This window comes from Rhizobium sp. N731 (genome assembly GCF_001664145.1).
GTDB lineage: Bacteria > Pseudomonadota > Alphaproteobacteria > Rhizobiales > Rhizobiaceae > Rhizobium > Rhizobium esperanzae.
In genome coordinates this window covers 397,237-421,142 of record NZ_CP013606.1, presented here as the reverse complement: position 1 = coordinate 421,142, position 23,906 = coordinate 397,237, and the positions used below count along the sequence as shown (strand labels likewise).

Annotated in this window: 21 protein-coding genes and 1 pseudogene; 10 read left to right on the top strand and 12 right to left on the bottom strand. The window is 58.5% G+C overall.

Annotation, left to right across the window (positions count from 1 at the left end; all coding sequences use genetic code 11):
• Window positions 1–89: 89 nt before the first annotated feature.
• The 5 genes from AMK02_RS29440 to AMK02_RS29420 all read right to left on the bottom strand — a co-directional run bounded on the left by AMK02_RS29440 (window position 90) and on the right by AMK02_RS29420 (window position 5,500).
• A complete protein-coding gene (locus AMK02_RS29440) occupies window positions 90–1,223 on the bottom strand; it encodes an ABC transporter ATP-binding protein (protein WP_064808685.1) in 1,134 nt (377 codons plus the stop codon).
• 91 nt (window positions 1,224–1,314) lie between these two features.
• The gene (locus AMK02_RS29435) at window positions 1,315–2,520 is read right to left on the bottom strand and encodes an ABC transporter substrate-binding protein (protein ID WP_064808683.1); all 1,206 of its coding nucleotides are present in this window, start codon (window positions 2,518–2,520) and stop codon (window positions 1,315–1,317) included.
• 70 nt (window positions 2,521–2,590) lie between these two features.
• Window positions 2,591–3,448 carry a carbohydrate ABC transporter permease gene (locus AMK02_RS29430; RefSeq protein ID WP_064808680.1) on the bottom strand — a complete coding sequence of 286 codons (858 nt, stop codon included), beginning with the start codon at window positions 3,446–3,448 and terminating at the stop codon, window positions 2,591–2,593.
• Window positions 3,445–4,329: a carbohydrate ABC transporter permease gene (locus tag AMK02_RS29425; protein ID WP_011428222.1), complete on the bottom strand. Its 885-nt coding sequence runs from the start codon at window positions 4,327–4,329 to the stop codon at window positions 3,445–3,447. Before AMK02_RS29425 ends, AMK02_RS29430 begins: the two co-directional genes overlap by 4 nt.
• Window positions 4,330–4,342: 13 nt before the next feature.
• Window positions 4,343–5,500, bottom strand: coding sequence for a Gfo/Idh/MocA family protein (locus tag AMK02_RS29420; protein WP_012490664.1), 1,158 nt, complete (start codon window positions 5,498–5,500; stop codon window positions 4,343–4,345).
• Window positions 5,501–5,829: 329 nt separating this feature from the next.
• Here AMK02_RS29420 and yghX point away from each other — a divergent pair, with 329 nt between their 5' ends.
• On the top strand, window positions 5,830–6,717 hold the full coding sequence (gene yghX, locus AMK02_RS29415; RefSeq protein ID WP_012490663.1) for a YghX family hydrolase: 888 nt from the start codon (window positions 5,830–5,832) through the stop codon (window positions 6,715–6,717).
• Window positions 6,718–6,759: 42 nt separating this feature from the next.
• Here the strand turns inward: yghX and AMK02_RS29410 are convergent, their stop codons facing one another.
• Together AMK02_RS29410 and AMK02_RS29405 are read right to left on the bottom strand one after the other, a co-directional pair.
• Window positions 6,760–7,200, bottom strand: coding sequence for a DMT family transporter (locus tag AMK02_RS29410; RefSeq protein ID WP_064808678.1), 441 nt, complete (start codon window positions 7,198–7,200; stop codon window positions 6,760–6,762).
• On the bottom strand, window positions 7,197–7,682 hold the full coding sequence (locus AMK02_RS29405; RefSeq protein ID WP_064808858.1) for a DMT family transporter: 486 nt from the start codon (window positions 7,680–7,682) through the stop codon (window positions 7,197–7,199). Before AMK02_RS29405 ends, AMK02_RS29410 begins: the two co-directional genes overlap by 4 nt.
• 151 nt (window positions 7,683–7,833) lie before the next feature.
• On the opposite strand from AMK02_RS29405, the pseudogene AMK02_RS32655 reads away from it, so the two are divergent.
• Window positions 7,834–8,078: pseudogene (locus AMK02_RS32655) on the top strand (pirin family protein); the annotation flags it as partial.
• 250 nt (window positions 8,079–8,328) lie between these two features.
• Window positions 8,329–8,553 (top strand): hypothetical protein, encoded by a 225-nt coding sequence (locus AMK02_RS29400; RefSeq protein WP_009995706.1) that lies wholly within the window; start codon window positions 8,329–8,331, stop codon window positions 8,551–8,553.
• Window positions 8,554–8,930: 377 nt separating this feature from the next.
• Here AMK02_RS29400 and AMK02_RS29390 read toward each other — a convergent pair whose 3' ends face one another.
• The 3 genes from AMK02_RS29390 to AMK02_RS32650 form a co-directional block, all read right to left on the bottom strand.
• The gene (locus AMK02_RS29390; protein ID WP_064808674.1) at window positions 8,931–10,925 is read right to left on the bottom strand and encodes a glycosyltransferase; all 1,995 of its coding nucleotides are present in this window, start codon (window positions 10,923–10,925) and stop codon (window positions 8,931–8,933) included.
• On the bottom strand, window positions 10,907–12,139 hold the full coding sequence (locus AMK02_RS29385; protein ID WP_064808673.1) for an HlyD family secretion protein: 1,233 nt from the start codon (window positions 12,137–12,139) through the stop codon (window positions 10,907–10,909). Before AMK02_RS29385 ends, AMK02_RS29390 begins: the two co-directional genes overlap by 19 nt.
• A gap of 410 nt (window positions 12,140–12,549) precedes the next feature.
• Window positions 12,550–12,750 (bottom strand): hypothetical protein, encoded by a 201-nt coding sequence (locus AMK02_RS32650; RefSeq protein WP_064808671.1) that lies wholly within the window; start codon window positions 12,748–12,750, stop codon window positions 12,550–12,552.
• Window positions 12,751–13,227: 477 nt separating this feature from the next.
• Between AMK02_RS32650 and AMK02_RS29375 the strand changes: the two genes are divergently transcribed.
• On the top strand, window positions 13,228–14,370 hold the full coding sequence (locus AMK02_RS29375; protein WP_064808669.1) for a helix-turn-helix domain-containing protein: 1,143 nt from the start codon (window positions 13,228–13,230) through the stop codon (window positions 14,368–14,370).
• A gap of 206 nt (window positions 14,371–14,576) precedes the next feature.
• Here the strand turns inward: AMK02_RS29375 and AMK02_RS29370 are convergent, their stop codons facing one another.
• Window positions 14,577–15,602, bottom strand: coding sequence for a LacI family DNA-binding transcriptional regulator (locus AMK02_RS29370; RefSeq protein ID WP_064808667.1), 1,026 nt, complete (start codon window positions 15,600–15,602; stop codon window positions 14,577–14,579).
• 172 nt (window positions 15,603–15,774) lie between these two features.
• Between AMK02_RS29370 and AMK02_RS29365 the strand changes: the two genes are divergently transcribed.
• From AMK02_RS29365 to AMK02_RS29340, 6 genes are all read left to right on the top strand, one after another.
• Window positions 15,775–17,034 carry an ABC transporter substrate-binding protein gene (locus AMK02_RS29365; protein ID WP_064808666.1) on the top strand — a complete coding sequence of 420 codons (1,260 nt, stop codon included), beginning with the start codon at window positions 15,775–15,777 and terminating at the stop codon, window positions 17,032–17,034.
• 60 nt (window positions 17,035–17,094) lie between these two features.
• On the top strand, window positions 17,095–17,976 hold the full coding sequence (locus AMK02_RS29360; RefSeq protein WP_003594698.1) for a carbohydrate ABC transporter permease: 882 nt from the start codon (window positions 17,095–17,097) through the stop codon (window positions 17,974–17,976).
• Window positions 17,969–18,805 (top strand): carbohydrate ABC transporter permease, encoded by an 837-nt coding sequence (locus tag AMK02_RS29355; protein WP_064808664.1) that lies wholly within the window; start codon window positions 17,969–17,971, stop codon window positions 18,803–18,805. Before AMK02_RS29360 ends, AMK02_RS29355 begins: the two co-directional genes overlap by 8 nt.
• A 13-nt stretch (window positions 18,806–18,818) precedes the next feature.
• A complete protein-coding gene (locus AMK02_RS29350) occupies window positions 18,819–19,961 on the top strand; it encodes an ABC transporter ATP-binding protein (protein WP_064808662.1) in 1,143 nt (380 codons plus the stop codon).
• Window positions 19,962–20,014: 53 nt separating this feature from the next.
• On the top strand, window positions 20,015–21,376 hold the full coding sequence (locus tag AMK02_RS29345; protein WP_064808660.1) for a NosD domain-containing protein: 1,362 nt from the start codon (window positions 20,015–20,017) through the stop codon (window positions 21,374–21,376).
• 111 nt (window positions 21,377–21,487) lie between these two features.
• Complete coding sequence (locus AMK02_RS29340; protein ID WP_064808658.1) at window positions 21,488–23,149, top strand: glycoside hydrolase family 32 protein; 1,662 nt, start codon at window positions 21,488–21,490, stop codon at window positions 23,147–23,149.
• A gap of 78 nt (window positions 23,150–23,227) precedes the next feature.
• Here AMK02_RS29340 and AMK02_RS29335 read toward each other — a convergent pair whose 3' ends face one another.
• Entirely contained in the window at window positions 23,228–23,635 is a 408-nt protein-coding gene (locus tag AMK02_RS29335; protein WP_064808656.1) for a carboxymuconolactone decarboxylase family protein, read from the bottom strand.
• Between the last annotated feature and the right edge of the window lie 271 nt (window positions 23,636–23,906).

Here is a 23,906-nt window from a genome sequence, read left to right as displayed (position 1 = left end):
GCCGAGATGAGAGAGCATTGCAGCCATCCTCGCGAATGTCCGCGATAGGCAGCAGCGATGATCGACGGGATGTCTCGAACAGAGCCAGCTCATGCCGCCGTCGGATTGATCACGTTCATATCGATTTCCGTCAGTTCCACGCGCCGCTCGAAGGCAATGCCCGCCTCGTCGAAGAGATGGCAATCGGCGGCGTTGATGCCGGTTGACACAGGCGTGTCCGGGCGGATGCCGACGCTGCCGGGCAGCATGGCGCAGAAATTTTCGGCCTCGCCGTTGAGTGAGGCGTAAGCGACCGTATTGGCGCCGAGGCGCTCGATGACGGTCGGGGTGACGGTGAAGACGATATCGCCGCCGTTCAGCTGGATGTGCTCCGGGCGGATGCCGAGCGTCAGCGTCTTGCCCGCCATGCCGTCGCGCGGGGTCACCGGCAGGACGGCGGTCTGGCCGAGATAATCGACTTCGACGCCGGCGGCGCTGACGCCCTTGCAGGTGACGGGCAGGAAATTCATTTTCGGGTTGCCGATGAAGCCGGCGACGAACTGGTTGGCGGGCTTGTGGTAAAGCTCCAGCGGCGCGCCGGTCTGCGAGATATTGCCGGCGTCGAGCACGACGATGCGGTCGGCCATCGTCATGGCTTCGACCTGGTCGTGCGTCACATAGATCATCGTCGCCTTCAGCTGCCGATGCAGCTTGGCAAGCTCGATGCGCATATCGGCGCGCAGCGCCGCGTCGAGGTTGGAGAGCGGCTCGTCGAACAGGAAGATCTTCGGTTCGCGCACGATGGCGCGGCCGATCGCGACGCGCTGGCGCTGGCCGCCGGAGAGCATGCCGGGCTTCTGCTGCAGCCGCTGATCGAGATGCAGGATGCGCGCGGCGTTTTCCACCTTGGCCTTGAGCTTTGCCTCTTCCATCTTCTCGACGCGCAGCGGGAAGGCGATGTTCTCGAATACCGTCATATGCGGATAGAGCGCGTAGGACTGGAACACCATGGCGATGCCGCGCTTGACCGGCGGCAGGTCGTTGACCCTGACGCCGTTGATGATGATGTCGCCTGCGGTCGTTGCATCGAGGCCGGCGATCATCCGCAGCAGGGTGGATTTTCCGCAGCCGGACGGGCCGACGAAGACGACGAACTCGCCGTTCTTCACCTCGAGCTGCACGCCCTTCAGAACTTCGTAGTCGCCGTAGAATTTCTGAACATTGTTGAGAAGGAGCTGTCCCAAAAATCTGTCTCCGCCGGCGGCCTTCGTCGCACATTCGATAGAGGGGAGGGGCCGCGGCTTGTGCCGCGACCCCAGGGAGATTCAGGAGTGCTTACTTGAAGGCTTCGATTTCGCCGGCAGCTTTCTTGAGCGCGGCTTCCGGTTCGGCCTTGCCTGTCACCACCGACTGGATCATCTCGATCATCGAGTTCTGGAAGCCCTTATAGTCGGTGAAAAGCGGCTCGGGACCACCATAGCTGATGCCCTCGATGAGCGGCTTCCAGTAGGGATCCTTGGCGACGAATTCGTCGACCTTTGCCGAGGGGCGCAGCGGGGTGAGGCCGGCGCCGCCCTGCAATTCGTACTCCGACTGAACTTCCGGCGAGGTGATGAACTTGGCGAATTCGGTCGCCTTGTCCTCGACGCCCGAACCCTTGAAGATCGCCAGGCTGTCGGTGATCAGGAGCGTGCCGGGGCCCTTGGCATCGGGGCCGAGCGGCAGCGTGGTGATGCCCCAGCTGATCTTCGTCTCCTTCAGGCGGGAGGCCGCACCCGATCCGGCCTGGATCATGGCAACCTTGCCGTCGAGGAAGATGGCGCGGACTTCGTTCTGCTCATAGGCCGTCGGGCCTTCTTCGGAGTAGGGAACGATATCCTTATAGGCCTTCAGCGCGGCGAGAATCTGCGGGCTGTCGAGGGTGATCTTGCCATCGGCATCGATCACGCTGCCATTGTTGGTGTAAACCCAATGCATGAACTGGTGCATCGTGTTGTCGAAGGTCTTGGCCGAGAGACCGAAGCCCGGAATGCCGGTCTTTTCCTTGATGGTTTTGGCCATCTCGATTTCTTCGGCCCAGGTCTTCGGCGGCTTTTCGGGATCGAGGCCGGCCTGCTTGAACAGATCCTTGTTCCAATAGAGCGCCTTGGTGGAGAAGGCGATCGGAACGCCCCACTGCGTGCCCTCGAAGGTCACCGTATCGACGATGTGGGGGTAATAAGCCTTCTTTTCCTCATCCGTCATCGGCACCTTGACGATGAGATCGTTCTGGGCGAACTCCTTCAGCGTGCGCGAACCGACATAGGCCATGGCAACCGGCGTGCCGGCGGCGGCAAGCGTCGTTGCCTTGTCCTGGCACTGCGCCCAGCCGACGACTTCAGGCGTGACCTTCCAGCCGGCGTTCTTTTCTTCCCACTGCTTGATGTATTTGGTGTGGACCGGGTCGATCGTGTCGCCGCAATAGATCCAGCTGATTTCCTTGTCGGCGGCATGGGCAGTGACTGCGGTCAGTGCCGTCGAACCGAGCAAGGCGAGCGCCATAAGGCCTGTCTTGATTGTTATGCTCACGTCGTAACTCCCATTCTGGTTAGCTGTTCACTCGTTTTTGCTTTTATTGTTTCACCGCACCGGCGGTCAGGCCGCCGACGAGATAACGCTGAAGGAAGAAGATGACGACCATCGCCGGCGCGATGCCGACGAAGGAAGCCGCCATCAGTTCGTTCCAGATGACCTCCTGCTTGCCGAAGTAAGCAAAGAGCCCCACCGGCAAGGGCATGTATTCACTCTTCGAGTTGAAGGTCAGCGCGAAGATGAATTGCTGGGCGTAGGCGCCGATGAAGGTGGTGATGGCGACGACGATGATTCCCGGCATCGCAATGGGCAGGATGACGCGGCGAAGCGTGTAGAAGTGGCTGGCGCCATCCATGAAGGCGGCTTCGTTGAGCTCCTGGGGAATGCGGATCATATAGGTGCGCAGCAGCCAGATCGCCGACGGGATGAGGAAGGCGACACCCGGCACGATCATGGCGAGATAGGTGTTGAGCACGCCCATGCTGCGCATCAGCCGGAAGAGCGGGATCAGAAGCACGGCGCCGGAGAACATGTTCACCGTCAGGAAGGCGCCGAGCAGGATGCCCATGCCCTTGAATTCGAACTTGGCGAAGGCATAGGCCGCCGGAATGACGAGGCAGAGCACGATCAGCGTGACGATGATCGAGATGAAGAAGGAGTTGAAGATATAGCGCCCGAAGCCCGGCACGCTGACCCACATCGTCCGGTAGGCTTCGAACGAGCCGTTCTCCGGCCAGAAACGATAGGGCGAGGAGAAAAGCTGGGCGAGCGGCTTCAGCGACACCAGGAAGCCCTCGACAAAGGGCGCTAGCACGAAGAACAGGAACACCGCAATGCCGCAATAGATCAGGATGATCTCCCACCAGCGGTAACGGTCGATCATGGCAGCACTGCTCATGCGCGCTTCTCCGGGTTGAGGCGGCGGGTGACGCGGAAATAGGCGAAGCAGAAGAGCGACAGGAAGATGCAGATCAGGACGGCGCGCGCAGCACCTTCGCCGTATTTCTTCGAGCCGATGGCCGTCTGGTAGGTATCGATGATCATCGTCGTCGTCTCGCCGCTCGGGCCGCCCTGCGTCAGGATCCAGATAATGTCGAACGAGTTGAAGGTGGCGATCAAGGACAGCATCGACATGGTGATGATGGCCGGCACCATCAGCGGCAGGGTGATGCGGCGGAAGCGGTACCAGCGGCCGGCGCCGTCGGTCCAGGCGGCCTCGTAGAGATCCTTCGGGATCGACTGGATCGCCGCCAGGAAATAGATCGTCACCAGCGGCACGCCGATCCAGACATCGGTGACGATCGTCGCCCAGAAGGCGGTGCTGCCATAGGCGAGGAAGGCGACCGGACCATCGACGAGGCCGAAACGCTGCAGCAGGCCCGAGATCATTCCGAACTGGCCATTATACATCCAGCCCCACATGAAGATGCCGATCGCCATCGGCACGATCCAGGGCGGCATGGTCAAGAGCCGGAACAACGAGCGGCCGGGCACGGCGGCGTTCAGCATGCAGGCGCCGAAGGTGCCGATCACCATTTTCAGGGCGACCGAGAAGAAGGTCCAGACGAAGGTGCGCAGGATCACCTCGGCAAAGGTGGCGTTGAAGATCTTCTCGTAATTGATCCAGCCGACCCAATTGGTGGTCTTCTTCAGCGACGCGTCGGTGAAGGAGAGAATGAAGGTGTCGACGAGGGGATAGGCGACGATGGCGAGAACATAGAGAACAGCCGGAAGAAGAAGGATCCAGGCAAAGATGAAGGCGCTTCGTTGGACACTCATCTTGCCGCCGTCCTCAAGCCGCTCTTGCGTGAAGGGCCTCGTCGAAGCGGTCCCAGATCGGACGCAGGTCGACGACGGTTTTCTTCATCCTCGCTTCGTCCATGGCCAGCGCCAGGATGCCGGCCTCGAGCGCGTTCAGCGTGGAAACGGGCAATTCGAGCCCGGTGCGCACGCTCTCCAAGAGGTCGCTCGCCATCTGTTCATCGGCGCCGTAATGCTGGGAGAGTTCGGTGGCGGCATATTTGTTTTCGACCACCTTCTTGCCGGTCAGCTGCTCGTGCACGTCGAGATAGCCGCGGACGAAATCGCCTTCGGCCATGCCGCGCGAGCCCATGATGGCGAAGCGGCGGAACTGGTCGGGCACGTTGAGATTGGTGTGGAAGTTCATGCCGACGCCGTTTTCATATTCGACGATCGCCACCTGGTAATCGATGATGTCGGCATCGCTGTCGAAGACCTTGTCGGAGCCCATCCAGCCGCTCGGCTTGCGGTGGAAAAGCTCGAGATCGTTGATTCCCTCGCGGGCCGGGTCGTTGGCCGGAATGAAGCTTTTGCGGCCGCCGAAACTGGCGACCCGCTCCGGCCTTGCGCCGACGACGCCATTATAAAGGTCGAGGTCATGGCAGCATTTTTCCAGCATGAAGCTGCCGGAATAGCGCTCGTAGCGGCGCCAGTCGCGCATGAAGAAGGCGCCGTGATAGGGCTCGATATGTTCGGATGCCTCGATCGAGACGATCTGGCCGAGCTTGCCCTCGGCCTGGATGGCGCGCAGATCCTTGTAAAGCGGGGAGTAGCGCAGCACCAGGCCGACCATCAGCCGCTCATGACCGAACTTCGCCATCAGATGGGCGAGCTCGATGCTTTCGGCGATCGTCGTGACGATCGGCTTTTCGCAGAAGACCTTGAGCCCGGCCTGCAGTCCGAGCCTGATATGGCCGAGATGCATGTGGTTGGGAGAGCCGATCATCAGCAGATCGAGCTTTTCGGAGGCGAGCAGCTCTTCCGGCGAGCCATAGGCCTTGCCGGCCGAAATGCCCTTTTCCGTCAAACCAGGAAGGCCGGCGGGATCGGGATCCACGTAGCCGACGATGTCGAAGCTGCTATCGATCGCTTTGAAGACGTAACCGAGGTAGCCGAGCCGGAATCCGAGCCCGATGATGCCCACTTTCATGCCGATCCAGTTCCCGATTTAAGTAATTTATTTTCTTTAAGTTGGGACAAAAATCGGAAGGCGTCAATAGAAAACGGGCCGCAAGACGCGAGCATGAAATTAATTTTCATAATCCGATGATCGGCTGACGCATAGGTGCTGCAACCGGCGGCATGCGCACTTGCCCGATCGAAAGCGCGCGCCGTGGAGGCTGGAATCTCGCAGGCAAACGCGTGGCTGCAGACCGCTTTTGCGCCGGCAAGCTCACGCGCAACTCGCGAAATATTGAAAAGAGCGGCGCGCTTACCTGTGTAGGATGCAGCGAGAACCCGAGGCCAGGAGGAGCCATCATGACCCGCATGACCGCCAAGGATTTCCCACAGGAACTGCTCGAACTCTACGATTATTACGCGCATGGGAGGATCACCAAGCGCGAGTTTCTCGATCGGGCGGCCAAATTCGCCGTCGGCGGCGTCACCGCGGCCGCCATTCTGGCGTCGCTGAGCCCGAATTATGCGCTGGCGACCCAGGTCGAGGCAACCGATCCCGATATCTCCGCCGAATACATCACCTATCCCTCGCCGAAAGGAAATGGCGACGTCCGCGGCTATCTCGTCCGCCCCAAAAACGCCACCGGCAAGGTCGCCGCCGTGGTGGTCGTGCATGAGAACAGGGGACTCAATCCCTATATCGAGGATGTGGCGCGGCGCGTGGCGAAGGCCGGTTTCATCGCGCTGGCGCCCGACGGCCTCACTTCGGTCGGCGGCTACCCGGGCAATGACGAAAAGGGACGGGAGCTGCAGCAGAAGGTCGATCCGGAAAAACTGATGAACGACTTTTTCGCGGCGGTCGAATATTTGATGAAGAGCGATCTCACCACCGGCAAGGTCGGCATTGTCGGCTTCTGCTATGGCGGCGGTGTCGCCAACGCCGCGGCGGTCGCCTATCCCGAACTGGCCGCCGCCGTGCCGTTCTACGGCCGGCAGCCGCGCGCCGAGGACGTGCCGAAGATCAAGGCGCCGCTGCTTCTCCACTATGCCGGCCTGGACAAGGGCGTCAACGAAGGCTGGCCGGCCTATGAAGCGGCGCTGAAATCGGCCGGCAAGACCTACGAGGCCTATATCTACCCCGACGTCAATCACGGCTTCCACAACGATACGACGCCGCGCTACGACGAGGCGGCCGCCAAGCTCGCCTGGCAGCGAACGGTCGACTGGTTCACCAAATACCTTGCTTGAGACTGCAGCGAGCTGACGCGGCGGGGAGGCATCCCCGCCGACCTATCGCGAACGGTCGGCCTTGCGCCGTCCCCGGCTGACCATCATTCCGCCGATGATGAGGGCAATTCCGCCGGCGTTCGCCCAGAAGGAGGCCGGCATGCCGCTGACATAATCAAACGCCACCCCGGTGACCATCTGCCCGCCGATGATCAGCAGAGCCGAGTTGACCGCGCCGATCCGCGCAATTGCCCAGCTGCCGGCCGCCACGAAGACAACGCCGAGCGGACCGCCGAGATAAGCATACAAGGGCGCCTCGGCAGCACCCGCGGGAAGCAGGCCGCCGACGAAGACACCGAGGCAGGTGAGGGCGGCAAAGCCGATGGCGTGATTCCAGAAGGAGGCGATCAGCGGCGTCGTCGAGAGGCTCAGCCGCCCATTCAGCTGGCGGCTGAGGCCGACGAGCACGCCGCCGAGGCAAGCAAGCAGAATGAAGAGCGTCATACAGCACCTCGCCCGAACAGGATGATCAGCGCCGCTCCTGCAACGACCAGGCCGAGTGCCGCGATGTCGCGGGTATCGGGATGGCGCTTCTGCAGGCCGAACAGTCCCCAGCTGTCGGCCGCGACGCTGAAGACGACCTGGCCTGCGAGCCCCAGAGCCAAAGTGCCGGAGAGCCCGAGCGGCGAGTTGACCGTGGTCGAGGTCAGCATGACCGTTGCCGCGCCGGAAAGCCCGCCGAGATAGGCCCAGAGAGGCGCCCGCAAGCCTCGTTCCGGCTTTGACCTGCGCCGCCGGTGGACCAGCAGGAGAAGAATGATGGCCGCGACCATGCCGGTGCCGTGCGCCGTCCAGGACGAAAACAGCGGGCTCCCATAGCGCGCCAGCTCGCCGTTCAGGTGCACCATGAAGGTGAGGAGCCCGCCCGTGGCGAAAGCCCCGGCAAAATAGATCGGATGCGGATTTCGTGCGGCGTCGATGGTCATTGGAGATCCCGTCAGCGAATCGGTTGCGGCGGATGTTTTCAGATTGCCACTAAGGCCATTCATCGGCATCGTCAGCAAGACGATTGCCACCAGCCAGTTAGCCCCCGCGGCGCACGGGTTCGATTGATGGCAGCAGGCGTTCTCACGCATCTTCTACGTCTTCAGCGGCGCCGTTGTCGCCGACGGACAGACCTTTATCGAAGGCGAGCAGGGCCTGCATCAATCCGATGACAGGCTCGAAGCAGAGGCGAAGAGCGCAAGCATCCTGGTCGCCCGAACGCACCGATCGCCAGGGAGTGGACGGTCGGCGACCACCGGAAGATACCGGCGGCCATCGTCATTCGCGCACTTCTGAAATGGCGGAGGTTTCGCCAGATAGGGCGGCGTTCTTCATAGCTGCGGCCTTGTTCAATGATTACCGCAAGTCGCTTCCGCTTTCGCCAATTGTGCGGTAGCCTGTAGTTTCGTTCACATCGAGCGAAGATTTTCGCTGCGACCCAGAGGCGCCGCGGGCGGACGAAGTTGCGACCGTCCAGAGTTTCGCAACAGTTTCCGTCAGCCATGATACGGCTAAAAATGCGATGTGAGCGGAACAAGCATGCCTGCAATTGGGTTTCGAACCTTAGCGTTCAAAAGGAGGAGCATTATGCCTACGGTTGCTGCGACACCCATCACGCCGCCCGACCAGCACGTTGTCACCGCACGCGAGGCCATTGAGCCGCTGTATGAGAAGCTCGAACTGCAAACGGAATCCCTGGTCCTGTCAGCAGCGCTGGAGGCCGGATGGTCCCCTGATGAGGCAACGAAGGCACTGGCTGCGCTCAGGCTGCAGGACGCGCTTTCCACTCTGGACGAACAGTCTGACCAGTAAGTTCGTCAGGAGTGGCGGCTCCGTCATGGCGACAGATCTACCTTTCTCTGCTTCTGAGGTCCCACACACCAGGTGGGATGCATGAGTGCTTTGCGCCGTGACCGCGGCACCGGCCTTCGGAGCGATCCTTCAATAATCAATTATCCCAGGCAAGTATCGCGGGCGCCCGTTCTTATCTCTTCAAGGCCGGGCACGCCCGAAATGTCGCGATAGCCCCGCAGAATGTTCCCTGTGCGGACGTGGCGGGCGATGAGGAAACTTTCCAGAATGGCAGCTTGGCGAATGGCTGCGGCCGAACGGAGCCGGAAAACAGACACATTCTCAGCCGGCGGCTGATGCATGCGCGAAGACGCCCACGCAGGCCCTCATGAGCCGGACTACAACGTGCGCGTTCGTCCGAATGACCGCAGCAACAGATTGAGCGAGACGGCAACCTTGTCGATGTCGCGAATGTCCCGCGAATATTGGCCGGTGTAGAGTTTGACAATCATGCTGTCGCGAGCAGAGCCGCTGAGCTCGAAATAAAGGTGCAGGTAATAGGCCTGCTTATCGCCGCCGCGACTGATGCTGCTTCGTCGTTGGGTGACCTGGCCGAGCTCTGCTTTGATCGGGTCGAAGCCGGCAATTTTCAGCATCACCGATTTGGATTGAAATCTGGCCATGTTGTGGACGGCAACGACCGCCTTGTCCAGTGCCAAACTGACGATCCGGCCGGGGACATCGTCGACGACAGCGGGCTCATCGAGCTTGAACGCATGAAACAGGCGCCGGGGTTTCTCGAAGCAGATGAGCGACGCGATGAGCAGGACGACGATATTGATCCCTGACCACCAGGCTGCGACCGGCGAAAACTGGCCTTGTACATGCGACGTTTCCGGCACGACGTTGAGCAGCAGACCGAAGACGGTGATCGAGATCATGCCTGCGATCCAGGCGAAGCTGTAGCGGTCGAACTGGTTCGCCTCGTTGCCACTGCCCTTCGGCGTCACCCTGAACGGCTTGCCAAACGGTCTCACCAGGCTGGAGACCACTGTCGGCAGCATGCGGAATGTCGCAAAGGTCCCGACGGCGCTGGAAACAACAGGCAGATAACGCGTCGGCGTGATCCACAGCATAAGCAGGAAATACGCCGCCAGCAGCGGCACCTGATGCGAGACATAATCGGCTATGTCGGTGAAATAGAGCGGGAGCAGGCCGAACCAGAGATAGACGATGGGGACGAGCAAGATCATGAAGCGGACCAGATACTGCACCAGCCATGATGCCGGCAGGAACATGATCCTCTGAAAGAGCGTCAAGCCGGGGCCGCGCAGTGGGCCATTATACAGGTAGAGGGTTTGAATACCGCCCTGGCACCACCGTTCGCGCTGCACAAAATAACCGGTCAGGTTTTCGGCGGCCAGTCCCATCGACAGCCGCTCGTTCAGGTAGCGCGTCTTGTAGCCCTTGTTGAGCATCGACAGAGTGGTCAGCAGGTCCTCCGTGATCGACTCCGTCGGAAACCCGCCGATTGCGTCGACGGCCTTGCGGCGGGCAATCGAGCACGATCCGCAGCAGAAGCTGACGTCCCAGGCGTCGCGGCTGGGCGCGATCTCGTCGAAGAACAAGCGCTGCTCGTCCGGCCAGATGTTTTCCAGCCCGAGGTTTGATTGCACCGGATCGACATTGAAGAAATGTTGAGGCGTCTGGACGATGCCGATGCTGTCATCGGAAAAGAAGGGCAGCGTCCGGCGAAGAAAATGCCGATAAGGAACAAAATCGGCGTCGAAGATCGCAATAAAATCGCCCGAGCTGACCTTCAGGCCATTGTTCATATTGCCCGCTTTGGCATGGCTGTTGTCGCCGCGCGTGACGTGGATGACGTTCTTTTCTTCGCAATAGGCCTTCAGCCAGTCGCGGCGTTGATCGTCAAGCACATACACCCTCAATTTGTCGGCAGGATAATCCAGCGAACGGGCGCCGATGATGGTTCGCTCAAGCACGTCGAGCGGCTCGTTATAGGTGGGAATGAAAACATCGACGGTCGGCAGCTCCCGCTTGTCGCGCGCGAAGAAAACCCGACCGAGCCTGTCCGCCTCTGCGCTCCGGTCGACATGGCGGCTCATCAATATCAGAAAAAGCATGACTTCGAAGCAGGCCAAAACTTCGACGGCAAAGAGGATCCAGACCCAGTAGAAACTCGGACCGTCGCTGGGATAGGGAAGCACTGTCTCCGTCAAGCGCCAGAACATGTAGCGCAGTGCGAGTGCTGCGACGAACGCGCAGGTCACCGCCCGTGTCCAGCTGTGATGGCGCGACCAATTGAACGGCCCCAGGAAAAAGAACGCCAAAACGACTAGGGTCGGAACCAGCGCTACAAGATACTGAACCACAGGCTTTTCACCCAGTTGGATAGATTGATGCCGTGTTTGGAAAACCGGACCTGCACTGTGCGTCCGACCTGGCAGGAGTTCGCAAAATCATTATTCATGAAGGATGGATCGAGGCGAACCCGAATGCGGGCATTGCGTTGCGTCGACGGCGGCAAGCTGGCGGCAAAGGAATCGGCCTCGACCGAAGCCGAATTGCCTCTGACGGAAATGACCGTGCCCTTGAAGACATCGCTGCGGCCGAACAAGCGCACCTGCGCAACAAGTCCCGGGTAGATCTCGTCGTAATTGACCTCGGGAACAAGGATATCCACGAACAGCTCTCGACAGTCGAGGAGGCGCATCAGCTCGTCATTCAGCACGACGTTCGAACCGTTGACGATACTCCTGGTCCAGACAACGCCGTCGAATGGCGCTAATGCGGTTGCGGATTCAAGGCTGTTGACGCGGTCTGCCTCTTTGACCAGCTGCTTTTGAACTTCGGTGGCGCGTGTCTCATTCTCCGCTATGCGCGAGTTCAAGTCGTTGATGCGAACGACGACCTCGTCCTCGCGCTGGCGCGAATAGGGCACGTCATTTTGCCCATCGCCGAAGACAAAGATACCTTGACGGACCGCATTGAGCCTCTGCTCCAATTGATCGACAGTCAGGTTGCTGATTTCGACCTCGCCGCCGGTCGCAGCTCCGGCGGCACGCGCGGCCTCGACCAGCTTCTGCGTCAGAATGCCTTTAGACTCGAGCTGCACCCGCCTGCTCAGGTCGACCTGCGCGACCAGATCCTGAGCTTGCGACACTTCGACTTTTTTCCTGAGGATTTCGACTTCGCGTTCGAGATTGGCAATGGTGGTCTGCTTGTAGACTTCCAATCTGGCAGACAATTCCTCGCGAAGTGCGGAGAGTTCCTCTCGTTCCTTTTTAAGGGCGGCGACGCGGTCGAGCGCCGTGTTGCGATCTGCCTCGAGCGAAGCGAGGATTGCGCGATTGACACGCGTATTTCTGATTTCCGCGAGGGCTTGTCCCGCTTTGACCGCGCTGCCGGCCTTGAGTGGTTCTTTGGCAATCGTCCCATCGATCGGGGCATTAACGACGGCAAACCGCGCGTTGACCGTGCCATCAAGGCTGGTAAAGCCGGTAATCGTCGGCAATGAGACGACCGCCACGAGCGTCAGGAGCAACAGGCCGACAACGATGCGCGTGATGCGATGGTTCCAGATCATGTTGCCATCCGAAGGTATCGCTTTGCAGCCATCGGCCCCTGCCGGGGACAAACGGATGCAACTCATTCTTGCATAATTTAGCGCATTATAATTTGTAGGCAAGTGATGGTCGTAACGCCGCGACAGAAACAGTTCGGCTCTGTAGAAAATGCCGACGAAACTGCCCTGACACCGTATCGGCGCGGCCCCCGGGTCAAGCCCTCACCGGCGCGGCGACTGACTGGATGGGTGGTAATGGGGTGCTGGGAAACTGCGCCGCCTCACGTGCTGCCAGAGACAGAAACAGCACAATTCCCCGCGATTTTTCTAATGCCCATCGCATGCAATTTGATTCATGCGATGCGCATTAGTTCTTTGTCTTTTGCACGTCGTTATCCCGGGACCGTCGCACACTTCCAGGGCGACAGGCATTAATGGGGTCGAAGCCGTTTGGTGGCGATCAGCATGACGAGATCTTCGGAGGCATCTGCGAGCTCCAACGCCAATTCCGCAGCGGACCATCCGCGTTTCTGCAAACTGACGAGCATTTCCACCATCGCAACTTCGACCTCTCGTCTGCAGTTCGAAATCGGCTTCAATTCGATTTGTTTCTCTTCACATGCTGTGGTCATCTTAACCTCCGTTCTGCCTTCGCAAGGGCAGCGTTGCAAAAATTCGCCAATGGGTGGTGTGGTTGGGGTTGCGCGCAAGCCGCGGGTCATTACGCATTGACACAGATGACCTCGGCTGCGCGCAACCCTTCGCGCGCTCTTATTGGCCGATGTCCGGCCTCACGAGCGTCTTCTGGTCTCTGACGGTGTTCGCGCAAAGCGCGCACGAATATTGCTCCGATAGTTCACGACTATCCTCCTCTGCTTTTATTTGTTTTGATTAGTGTCGTTTCACGTTGAGAGTGCTCTAAAACTACATCGCACCCGGCAAGTGAGAATTTTGGAATTTCCGAACGTCCTTCGGAATAACCATTGCTTATTTAGATATAGGAACATGGCGCAATTGTCGTTATCGCCGCATCCTGGAAATTATCGGTCCGTCCATTTCTGCTCGCCAGGGAATATGATAAGTAACTTATGCACGCGCTGGAGGAGTGGATGGCTACGGAGTCTGGAGATAAGCCCGCTGCGGGACAGGAATGGCCGGCCCACCTGGAGCGGCGGCGCTGGCCGCGCGAGCCGTCCCCGCAGAAAGAACATCGGGTGGATGTTGCTCCGGCGCTGGTGCCCTTGCGATTTTCGACGCACGACCTGCCACCGAATGAACAGTTCCAGTCCTGGCGATCACACATGGCGCCGCTTGTCGATGTTCATCTGCCGGACGGAAAATCAGAGGACGACGGTTTTCTCGCGGAACAGACGGCCTGGCAGCTTGGCGATATTCTCATCGTCCAGCAGCGCACGCAGTCCTGCAGCTATATCCGCGATCAGGCCATGCTGCGCTCGAGCCCGATCGATCACTGGAACGTCGGCATACTGCGCAGCGGCCGGGCCTGGACCGAGGCCAATCGGCAGGTAACGGAGACCGGCCCGGGTGAGATATTTTTCAGGTCTCTTGGTTATCCGTACCGAGGGCGGATGACCGATTCCGTCGCCGTGCTCGTCTTCTTGCCCTATGAACTGTTGAGCCGTGACGCGCCTCTCCTGCAGAACGCCAACAATATCGTCCTCTCCGGCAGCCTGGCTGAATTGCTCGTCAGCTATATCAATGGCCTGGAAGCCAATCTCGGCAATCTGACGGTGGAGGAGGTGCCGCGGATCATCCAGACGATCGGCGATATGGTCGTTGCATGCGCTGCATCGTCCACAAGTTCGGATCGGGGCCGGGAACAGACCAATATGGGGCTGATGGAGCGGGCGCATCGCTATATTCACCTCAATCTTCATTCAGACAGCTTGACGCCTGACGTCATGTGCCGTGCGCTGGGCATCTCGCGCACGCGGCTCTACCAATTGTTCGAAACGAGCGGTGGCGTCTTCAATTACATTCGCAAACGTCGATTGCTGCAGGCCTATGCGGATCTGACCAACCCGACCGACACCAGGCCGATCGCGGAGATTGCCGAGGCCGCCGGCTTCGACGTTGCGGCCAATTTCACGCGCGCCTTCAGCCATGAATTCGGGCTCAGCCCGCGTGAAGTGCGAAAGACCGTAGCAACTGAGCGCCCGGCCATTCCCGCAACACGGCCCACGCGACGTTCTGGGGCAACGATCGGCGATTGGCTAACCCTCGCACGTTGATTTGGGAACGCGCTAGAAGTAATTGATATTGCTGCGTATTTTCAAAACGATTATGCAGCAGCGTTTGCCTCGCGCTTTCAAGTTCCATAACACATAATACGCCGGATTCACCCGTTTCTCCACTCCACTCCACCACCACCGTTCAGCTGTGGCAACGCTCAAATCAGACGTAATCACTCGAGGCAGGCAGGAGAGAATCTCGACGCCTAATGAGGGTTAAAGGCGACAGAGCTACGTTCAACCAGCTTGCAAGAGACAACCCGACTGCCCGGATAAATCTTCTCGCCCGCTATCAAATCGTTCAGCCACGTCGCACCCTCTCGGCCGAGATCGTAGTATGGCAATGCCGCTGTGGTCAGCTCTGGCTTCAGCGCCATGGTGACTGTTCGAAAATCGTCAAAGCCGACGATGCTGACGTCTTGTGGAATCCGCAATCCCAGTGCCATGGCGGCAATGTAGATTTGAATTGCCATTTCGTCGTTGCCGCTCATGATCGCGGTCGGACGATCGTCTTGTTTGAGCATTTCTGTCGCTGCCGCAAAGACATAGTTGTTTTCTGCCCCAACAGGTCCTTCCATGCCAAGGCTGATCGAGAGGTCGTTCTCCGGGAGACCGAATTCGCTTGTCGTCCGGCGAAATGCATCCAGACGCAGTTCGGCTCCCAATAGAATCGGATTGAGCCGGATGTAACCGATTCTGCGATGGCCCCGTTCAAGGAGGTACCGGGTAAGATCTCGCGCCCCCTGATAATCATCGGGCTCGATGGACGGCAGGAGCTCCCTTGTTTGCGGCCGGCAATTTATCATCACTGTCGGGATGCTGACATCGCCCGTCTCCGGATCCACAATGCGGCGGTACATGGTGACATACAGGACTCCATCGATGCGATGAGACTGGAACATTTTCCAGATTTCCACCTCTCGCTCGGAAGACCCCCCGGTGTTGGCGATCAGGATGGTTTTCCCGTTCGCATTGGCCCAATCCTGAATTCCGCGGACAATATCGACCGAATAAGGCGTCGTGGAAACATAATCGGTGATAATCCCAAAGGTGTTGGAACGGCTGGATCGGATGAGGCGCGCCGCCATATTCGGGATATAGCCGAGATCGCGAATAGCCTTTTCCACCCTCTCCCGGGTTTCCTCAGTCACGTAGGGCTCGCCATTGATGACGCGAGAGACTGTTTTATTCGAAACCCCGGCCGCTTTTGCGACGCTGACGATGCTCACCATGTCCACCAATTCTCCTGATGCGGGTCTGTTGTAAACCACACGCATGACAACGTCGACATATTTTTCTGACAACGTCGACAATCGCGATTGACAACGTCGTCATAGCGCGCCTATGGTCCCGTTAATGGAACAGCCTGAGGCAAGTGCTTCCGGCGGAACAAGGGAGGAATTCATGAAGAAACTGCTTGGCGCCAGCGCGCTCGCGCTCGTTTGCATTGCGGCCTCCGCCAAGGCCGAAACCATCAATATCCTCGTGGAAGGCGGCGGCGAAATGCTGCAGAAGGCGGCCGCAGAGAAGTTCACCGCGGAGACCGGCATCAAGGTGGACTTCACCGTCGTTCCCTATCAGGGCGTCTTCGACAAGTTTTCGGCCGAAATCGCCTCCGGCTCATCGGCCTTCGATGTGGTAACGATCGACGTCGTGTGGAACGCGAAATTCGCAAGCCATGTCGAAGACCTCGCGCCGCTCTTCACCGATGCGGTTCGCAAGGACCTGCCGCCTGCCTTGCTTGCCGACGCGAAGATCGGTGACAAACTGATCGGCATGCCTGCCTGGGCCAATGCCGAAATTGTTTTTTATCGCAAGGACCTCTTCGACAAGCCGGAGGAACAGAAAGCGTTCCAGGCAAAATATGGTTATCCCCTCGCCCCGCCAAAGACTTGGGAGCAATGGCGCGACATCGCAACATTCTTCACCCGAGACACAGATGGTGACGGCAAGACCGACTTTTGGGGCACCGACACCATCGGCAGCTTCTCCGAAGAATGGATGGCGCATGTGCTTCAGGCGGGCTCGCCAGGTGTGATCCTCGACAAGGATGGGAAGGTGATCATCGACAACGAAGCGCATCGGAAGGCGCTCGAATTCTACATCGCGCCACACTGCATCGATCATTCCGTGCCCGAAAACGTGAACGAGATCGGCTGGGGCGAGGCTCAGAACCTGTTCTATCAAGGCAAGACGGCGATGATGAAATTCTGGGCGCACGCCTACAAGATGACGCCCGCTGATTCCAAAGTCAGCGGAAAGGTCGGCGTCGTCCCGATGCTGGCCGGTGATGCCGGAATCGCGGCAATTCCGGGTCCTTGGTACAATGTCGTTCCGTCGACCTCCCAACACAAGGACGCGGCCAAGAAGTTCATAGCCTTCGCGATCGCCAACAATGCCCTCGGTATCGAAGCGCCGCTTGGATTGGCCGCGACGAACTCGGCCTATAACGGCTATGCAAGCAAGCCCGGTTATGAGCATTTCACGCCGCTACTTGAGACGTTGGGTGCTCCTGCGACGCAAGGCCGTCCAATGAACGAAAAATATCAGGAATTTGTCGACGAAGCGGTTCTTCCAGCCGTGCAGCAGGCCCTGACGTGCAAATCGGATGTCGGCAAGGTCCTGACAGACGCCAAGGAAACGATCGAAGACATCCTCGACTAGTCCCTCGGCGGCGAGGAGGACGGGTGGTCCTCCTCGCATCATCAGCTTTCGGAGAGCGCCATGTCGGGTGAAGACCGATTCGTGCTGTGCATGCTTGCGCCAGCCCTCGCCATCCTTGGCTTGCTGGTCGCATACCCGGTAGGGCTTCTGGTGTTCGACTCCTTTTTTAAGGTCGACACCATTACTCCCCACATACGAGAGTGGATCGGGCTCAAGAACTATATCGACGCGCTAACCTCGAAGCGCGTCGCCGAAAGCGCATTCAGAACAATCCAGTATTCGATCTTTGCGCTGTTCTTCGAATTTACCTTCGGTTTCTGCGCCGCTCTGCTGTTTTCGGCGCTCCCCGGTCAGTCGCGCTGGCACCGCACGATCTTCACGCTGCCATTGATGGTGCCGCCCATTGTCGCCGGCCTCTTGTGGCGCTTTCTCCTGGTCGGGAACATCGGCATCTTGAATTATGGCCTCGTCCATCTGGGCGTCATCAGCGACCCCGATGCGATTGCCTGGTTGTCCGACGAAGATATCGTCATCTATTCCGTCTCTTTCGCCGATATCTGGCTGACGACATCCTTTGTCGCCCTCGTCTCCTATGCCGGATTGACAAACATTCCCAAGGACCTGCTCGAGGCGGCGCGGATCGACGGCGCGAACGCTTTCAAGCGCTTCTGGCATGTCACGCTGCCGCTGATGCGCCCGGTGATCGCCGTCGTCGTCATCGTGCGTGGGGTGGATGCGGCCAAGACCTTCGACCTCATCTGGATCCAAACGCAAGGTGGCCCCAACCACGCTTCCGAAGTGTTTTCGATGAACATCTATCAGCGCATGGTGCGCTTCGGCGATCTCGGCGAGGCCTCGGCCTCCGGCACGCTGTTTCTGATCGTCATGATGCTTCTGGCCGCCGCTGCCTATTGGAAGATATGGAGGCCGGTCCATGCGTAGTGCGCGCCGCCTCAATCTCAACGGCATCGTAATCAAGGCCGCCGCGCTCGTCCTCGTCCTGTCCTATGCGCTGCCTTACGTCTATCTGCTCATGACGTCGATCAAGCCGGCAGCGGATGTCCAGCAGATTCCCCCGAGCTTCTTTCCCGTGGTGATCTCATTCGAGAATTTTCGCAATGTCCTGCAATCATCGACCCTGCCGCGGGCCTTCGCAAGCTCGCTGATGGTGGCAGTGCTGACAACCATCCTTTCCCTGGCTGTGGCGGTTCCGGCCGCTTATGTCGCGACCCACTATCGGCGCCGGATCACCACCCTGTTCCTGCTTTTCGCGCTGGTCACGCGCATGGTGCCCTCGGTGTCGCTCGGCGTGCCATTGTTCCAGCTTCTGAAGTCGCTCGGTTTGCTGGATACCGTTCCCGGTCTGGTGCTCGCCCACACATCAGCCGCGGTACCTCTTGCGCTTCTTCTCATGGCAGCCTTCTTCGAAGGCGTTCCGAAGGATCTGGAAGAGGCGGCGCGCATGGACGGCTGCACCCGTTTCCAGGCCTTTCTGAAGGTCATTCTTCCGATCATGACGGGTGGAATCGCCGTCACCGCGCTCTTTACCTTCATCACGAGCTGGAACGAGTTCCTTTACGCACTGCTGCTGACGTCAGAGGCGACCAAAACGGCACCGATCGTCATTGCCGAATACAACTCAGTCTATGGCCTTGCCTGGGGAGCGATGACGGCTGCGGCCGTGCTCTATTCACTGCCCGTCATCATCGTAACGCTTGCACTTCAAAAGCAGATCGTCGGCGGCCTGACTTTCGGCGCTGTAAAAGGATGAGGGAGGCGGAGATATGGCCGGTATAGAACTACGCAACGTCAACAAGATCTACGGCAACAGCTTTCATGCGCTGCATGACCTGAGTTTCAACATCAGGGATGGTGAGTTCATGGTGTTTGTCGGTCCCTCGGGTTGTGGGAAATCGACGGCGCTTCGGATGATCGCCGGCCTTGAGAGCATTTCGAGCGGCGAACTCAGGATCGGGGACAGAGTCGTCAACGATGTCGATCCGAAGGATCGCGACATCGCCATGGTCTTTCAATCCTACGCGCTGTACCCGCACAAGACCGTGCGCGAAAACATCGCCTTTCCACTGCTGATGGCAGGGTTGCCGAAATCCGACATTGCCAGCCGCGTGGACGAGGCCGCGCGCATCCTCGAGCTGACGGCCCTGCTCGACCGCAAACCGGCGCTGCTCTCGGGCGGCCAGCGGCAGCGCGTCGCCATGGGTCGGGCGATCGTCCGTCAGCCGTCGGCCTTCCTGATGGATGAACCGCTGTCCAATCTCGATGCAAAACTGCGTGTGCAGATGCGCGCCGAGATTGCCAGCCTCCAGAGAAAACTCAACGTCACCACGATCTACGTCACTCACGATCAGGTTGAGGCAATGACGATGGGTGACCGTGTCGCTGTCATGAAAGGCGGTGTGCTGCAGCAAGTCGACACACCGCAAAACCTGTACAGTCGCCCTGACAACGTCTTTGTTGCGGCTTTTATCGGATCGCCATCGATGAACTTGTACGAGGCCGTTCTGAATGGAAGGACGGTGGTCCTGGGCAGCAACAGTTTCGAAATTCCTGACCGGGTTTTCGAATGCCGTCCCTCGCTCAACGGTGCGTCTCACCGTCAAATCCTTCTCGGCATCCGGCCGGAGCATATGAACGACGCGGCAATCCGGCCTTCTTCGGCCGAGATCTCGGCCCCGGTCACTCTTGTTGAGGCGCTGGGTTCGGAATCCATGGTGCATCTGAATATCGATGCACCTTGGGTGGATGCTGGCGACCCGGACGCCATCGCCGACATCGGCGACCAAAAAGCTGCGGTAGCCCGTTTTTCCCCAAAGAGCACAGTACGAGCAGGTGACATCGCGCGCATCGCTGTCGATGCCGAAGAACTTCACTTCTTTGACCCGGGCACCCGCACCAGCATCTGGTGATGGCACAGCCAAAAGAAACAAGATTAACCCTCGCTGTCCTAGGAGACATGACAATGCTCAGCGAAAATTGTTACGACGTCACCAAGTATCCAACAGGCAACCCTCGTGAGGATATTGGCGCCGTCATCAATAGCATCATTGCGGATATCAAGAACAGGCAAGCGGTGGTCGATGCCAATGACGGCGGAAAACCTGGATCGGTTATCTATATACCGCCGGGCGATTATCGTCTTGTCACTCAAGTCGTTATAGACGTGAGCTATCTGAAAATCGTTGGCTCTGGGCATGGTTTTACGTCGTCGAGCATCCGCTTCAACACACCCGCAAGCGAGTTGGCCCACTGGCACGAAGTGTGGCCGGGTGGAAGTCGAATCCTTGTGGACACGTCTCCAGAGGCCGCGGACGGTGAGGCTGCTGGTGCCGCGTTTTATGTCAAGCGCAGCGGAAATCCTCGGATAAGCTCTGTGGAATTTGCTGACTTTTGCATCGATGGCTTGCATTTCACCGACGATGGTTCGGGGCAAGACGACGCGGAAAATACATACAGGAACGGCAAAACGGGAATTTACGTAGGCAGCGCCAATGACTCCTTCCGAATAACGGGGATGGGTCTTATTTACCTGGAGCACGGAGTTACCGTTCATGATGCAGACGCGCTCGCGATAGATAACAATTTCATCGCAGAGTGCGGCAACTGTATCGAACTGAAAGGTATGGGGCAGGCCTCAAGAATAGCAAATAATTTTGTCGGCGCCGGATATAGGGGACACTCAATTTACGCCGAGAACTACGCCGGCATTCTGGTATCCTCGAACAACGTATTTCCTCGAGGAGCAAGCAGTGTCCATTTCTCCGGCGTGGTGCGTTCCTCGGTCACAGGAAATAGGTTCCATTCCTTTTATCCGGGAATGTTGGTTTTTGCTGCTAACTGCTGCGAGAATTTGGTCTCCTCAAATCACTTTCTGCGAGACCGCGAGCCATGGGCGCCGATGCAGAAGTACGACAATGGCTTGGATGATCTGTTCGGGCTATTGCAGATTGACGGCAGCAACAATTCGGTGATCGCGAACCATATTTCACACACCATAGACACTCAATATATCAGGCCTCCCGCAGCCAAACCCGTCATAATCAATGTAGTTTCCGGCAATGGAAACTACATAGCCAACAACCACATCGTGGCCACCACAGAAATACTTCAAAAAGACCGGAGCGATGCGCCAAACAGTGCCTGTTTTTCAACACAAGTGAGCGCATTGCTTTCAACCGGGAATTCGACATTGCTCGACGTAACGACAGTGTTGGTGCAAAAGGCGTCCGCACGGAACACAGTCCTGGACTCCGGAACTGTCGAACAAGTGGTGATGGACAGAACGGCAAATGCATTCAGGGGCACTCCGGTCCCTGGGCAATAGACCGCAGCCGCCAGGCCTCTCCCGCCGGTCGTGGGACCACAAGTCCTCTTCCCGAGAACAACTTGGGCCAGTCTTCGCACCGGCCGTTCTTCACTCAGATTGCATCTCCAAATGGCTAAAGCGACTGTCTCTTTTGCTTCGGGCGAGCGTCTGGAATTCTGGGCAGTTGGCCCTGGGACCGTCACCATTTCACAACATGGTGAGACCCTCTGGCATGTGCCCGCTTTCGAAGCTCGTCCATCATACTATTCCTATCACCACCGCGAGGCCGGCAGCGTCGTCGTTGAATGGGATCGCCCGGAAGCATTCCTTTGGGCTTACGCCTACGATCCGGCGACTGTTGCGGAGGCCGGCATAAAGCTATGGGAATTCAGCACGGATGAAATTCTCATTCGCGCAGGAAAGGAAATTGACACATGGCTGCGAAGCGATCCTCAGCGGCCTCGAATTCATTTTTCTCCTTGTCGCAACTGGATGAACGATCCCGTGGGTCTCTGCAGGATCGGCGATTGCTGGCACCTGTTTTATCAATTCCATCCGTGCGGCGACGACTGGGGGCCAATGCACTGGGGACATGCTACCAGTCCTGACCTGTTCAACTGGACACACATGCCGGTTTTTCTCCATCCGGAGCAGAACCTCTGGCGTCTCGGTGCAACCGGAGGCGCATTCTCCGGCAATGCATTTCAGGATAGGGATGGCAGCCTGATGTTCTTCTACACCGAACGCCTGCCGGCCTATGACCTTTTCAAAGGTTATCGAGAAATACAGAAGATCGCCCGGCCGGACCGGCGGATAATCAAGGCGGAAAGCATCTCGGCGGTGCTCGAGCAGCGCCCCGAAGGCGTTGAGCACGACTTCCGCGATCCAAAGGTATGGTGGGATGAAGCCTCCCGCGCCTATCGCATGGTGCTCGGCGCTTCTATTCATGGCGACCCGGCAGTCTTGCTTTACGGTTCGGAGGATCTGCTTGAGTGGAAATATCTGGGACCGCTGTACCGTGCACCACCCTTCTTCCGCGAGCAGGGCGCCAGAGCAGTTGAATGCCCCGATTTTTTTCCCATCGACGGCAAATGGGTGCTGATCATGGGGCTTGTCGGACACTGTGATCCTGAGAGCGGGCGACACAACCTGCTCTACGGGCTCGTCGGAGATTTCGTCGATGACCGCTTCATTCCGGACTCCGATGCCCTGCAACTCCTCGATTTCGGCAGCGACTTTTATGCGATGCAGAGCTTCGCGACGGGTGGCAGGCAGATTGCCTTTGCGTGGCTCTTCAATTGGGAGTTCCGCAAGCCTGCCGGATCGCCGTATTCCGGCGAGTTGTCCTTACCCCGCCAGCTATCGCTGGATGCGCGCAACAGGATATGTATGAGACCCGCTGACGAAGTGGAGCAGGCCCTCACTCATGCGCCTCTGTCTTCTGCAGAGCCCGGCACATATGTTCTGGACGAAGCACCCGTCGATATCCGACTGAACGGGATGCTCGACGGAACAAGGATCACTGCGACCGAAGCTGGACGATTGTCATTTTCCATCGTGGTGGCAGATCAAAGTATCTCCGTGCAGCTGCCACAAGACGACGGATCGATCCGTTACGCCGCGGCCATTACCGATGCGACGGATCTGAGAGTCATCCACGACAAGGGCATCTTAGAGATTTTTGCTGACGGAGGAGCCGTCTGCGGCACGCGGCGCAACTATCTCAACGTCAGACCGGATGATCTTGTTATCCTGTCAAAGGCACATGTGAGCGTTTTCAGCCGGGAGTAATCGTATCGTGCTGAAGGCGCTCTAAGAGGCAGATTCTGTGTGTCGATGCCGTAGCCGCGAAGTTACGCGCGTCGTTTCCTACCCCACCTCGAATTCCGGATCTGTGGGAACCTGCATGGCGAGAGCGAGATGATTTGTCTGCGCGGCAAGCCCGATGATCGTCAGGAGTTCGCCATGTTGGGCATCGGTCATGCCGCGGGCTCGGGCGGCTGCGGTGTGGGATTGAATGCAGTACTGGCAGGCATTGGCCGTCGACACGGCGATGTAGATCATCTCCCGCGTCAACGGATCGATGGCGCCTTCGACCGTCATGACCGATTTGAGCGTCTCCCATACCCGCTTGAGATTGGCGGGATCGTTGGCAAGCGCACGCCAGAAATTGTTGATGAAATCGGTCTTCCGCGTCGCCCTGATGTCATCGAACACGGCTTGCACCGCCGGAATGGCCGCGGCCTCTTCATCCGACAGGAGTTTAACTGTTGCCATCGAAAGTTCCTTTCCGGGCGCCGATCCAGGGCCTCGAGCATGATTTGCTCGGCGATCCCACGCTGCCGGCGGAACATACGAAGAAATGACAACGGCTGCCAGCCTCCCTGCCGGTGAAGATATCGAAGATGGCTGTTTCAGGAAAACAGGCAAAATTAGAAATTATTGTCTACAGATTTAATAGATTATACGGTTCCATAGCCCTGTCGACTTCAGCACTGAGATTTCGAACGCCCAAAGGATGCGTCCTTGGGCGCATATGACCTGCCGA

What these genes read in the sequence shown, in the direction of transcription:
- AMK02_RS29335 (WP_064808656.1), bottom strand. Translation starts at nt 23,635, where the DNA reads ATGGCAACAGTTAAACTCCTGTCGGATGAAGAGGCCGCGGCCATTCCG.
- AMK02_RS29385 (WP_064808673.1), bottom strand. Translation starts at nt 12,139, where the DNA reads ATGATCTGGAACCATCGCATCACGCGCATCGTTGTCGGCCTGTTGCTC.
- AMK02_RS29365 (WP_064808666.1), top strand. Translation starts at nt 15,775, where the DNA reads ATGAAGAAACTGCTTGGCGCCAGCGCGCTCGCGCTCGTTTGCATTGCG.
- AMK02_RS29345 (WP_064808660.1), top strand. Translation starts at nt 20,015, where the DNA reads ATGCTCAGCGAAAATTGTTACGACGTCACCAAGTATCCAACAGGCAAC.
- AMK02_RS29405 (WP_064808858.1), bottom strand. Translation starts at nt 7,682, where the DNA reads ATGACCATCGACGCCGCACGAAATCCGCATCCGATCTATTTTGCCGGG.
- AMK02_RS29360 (WP_003594698.1), top strand. Translation starts at nt 17,095, where the DNA reads ATGTCGGGTGAAGACCGATTCGTGCTGTGCATGCTTGCGCCAGCCCTC.
- AMK02_RS32650 (WP_064808671.1), bottom strand. Translation starts at nt 12,750, where the DNA reads ATGACCACAGCATGTGAAGAGAAACAAATCGAATTGAAGCCGATTTCG.
- AMK02_RS29410 (WP_064808678.1), bottom strand. Translation starts at nt 7,200, where the DNA reads ATGACGCTCTTCATTCTGCTTGCTTGCCTCGGCGGCGTGCTCGTCGGC.
- AMK02_RS29375 (WP_064808669.1), top strand. Translation starts at nt 13,228, where the DNA reads ATGGCTACGGAGTCTGGAGATAAGCCCGCTGCGGGACAGGAATGGCCG.
- yghX (WP_012490663.1), top strand. Translation starts at nt 5,830, where the DNA reads ATGACCCGCATGACCGCCAAGGATTTCCCACAGGAACTGCTCGAACTC.
- AMK02_RS29350 (WP_064808662.1), top strand. Translation starts at nt 18,819, where the DNA reads ATGGCCGGTATAGAACTACGCAACGTCAACAAGATCTACGGCAACAGC.
- AMK02_RS29420 (WP_012490664.1), bottom strand. Translation starts at nt 5,500, where the DNA reads ATGAAAGTGGGCATCATCGGGCTCGGATTCCGGCTCGGCTACCTCGGT.
- AMK02_RS29355 (WP_064808664.1), top strand. Translation starts at nt 17,969, where the DNA reads ATGCGTAGTGCGCGCCGCCTCAATCTCAACGGCATCGTAATCAAGGCC.
- AMK02_RS29400 (WP_009995706.1), top strand. Translation starts at nt 8,329, where the DNA reads ATGCCTACGGTTGCTGCGACACCCATCACGCCGCCCGACCAGCACGTT.
- AMK02_RS29435 (WP_064808683.1), bottom strand. Translation starts at nt 2,520, where the DNA reads ATGGCGCTCGCCTTGCTCGGTTCGACGGCACTGACCGCAGTCACTGCC.
- AMK02_RS29340 (WP_064808658.1), top strand. Translation starts at nt 21,488, where the DNA reads ATGGCTAAAGCGACTGTCTCTTTTGCTTCGGGCGAGCGTCTGGAATTC.
- AMK02_RS29425 (WP_011428222.1), bottom strand. Translation starts at nt 4,329, where the DNA reads ATGAGTGTCCAACGAAGCGCCTTCATCTTTGCCTGGATCCTTCTTCTT.
- AMK02_RS29430 (WP_064808680.1), bottom strand. Translation starts at nt 3,448, where the DNA reads ATGAGCAGTGCTGCCATGATCGACCGTTACCGCTGGTGGGAGATCATC.
- AMK02_RS29370 (WP_064808667.1), bottom strand. Translation starts at nt 15,602, where the DNA reads ATGGTGAGCATCGTCAGCGTCGCAAAAGCGGCCGGGGTTTCGAATAAA.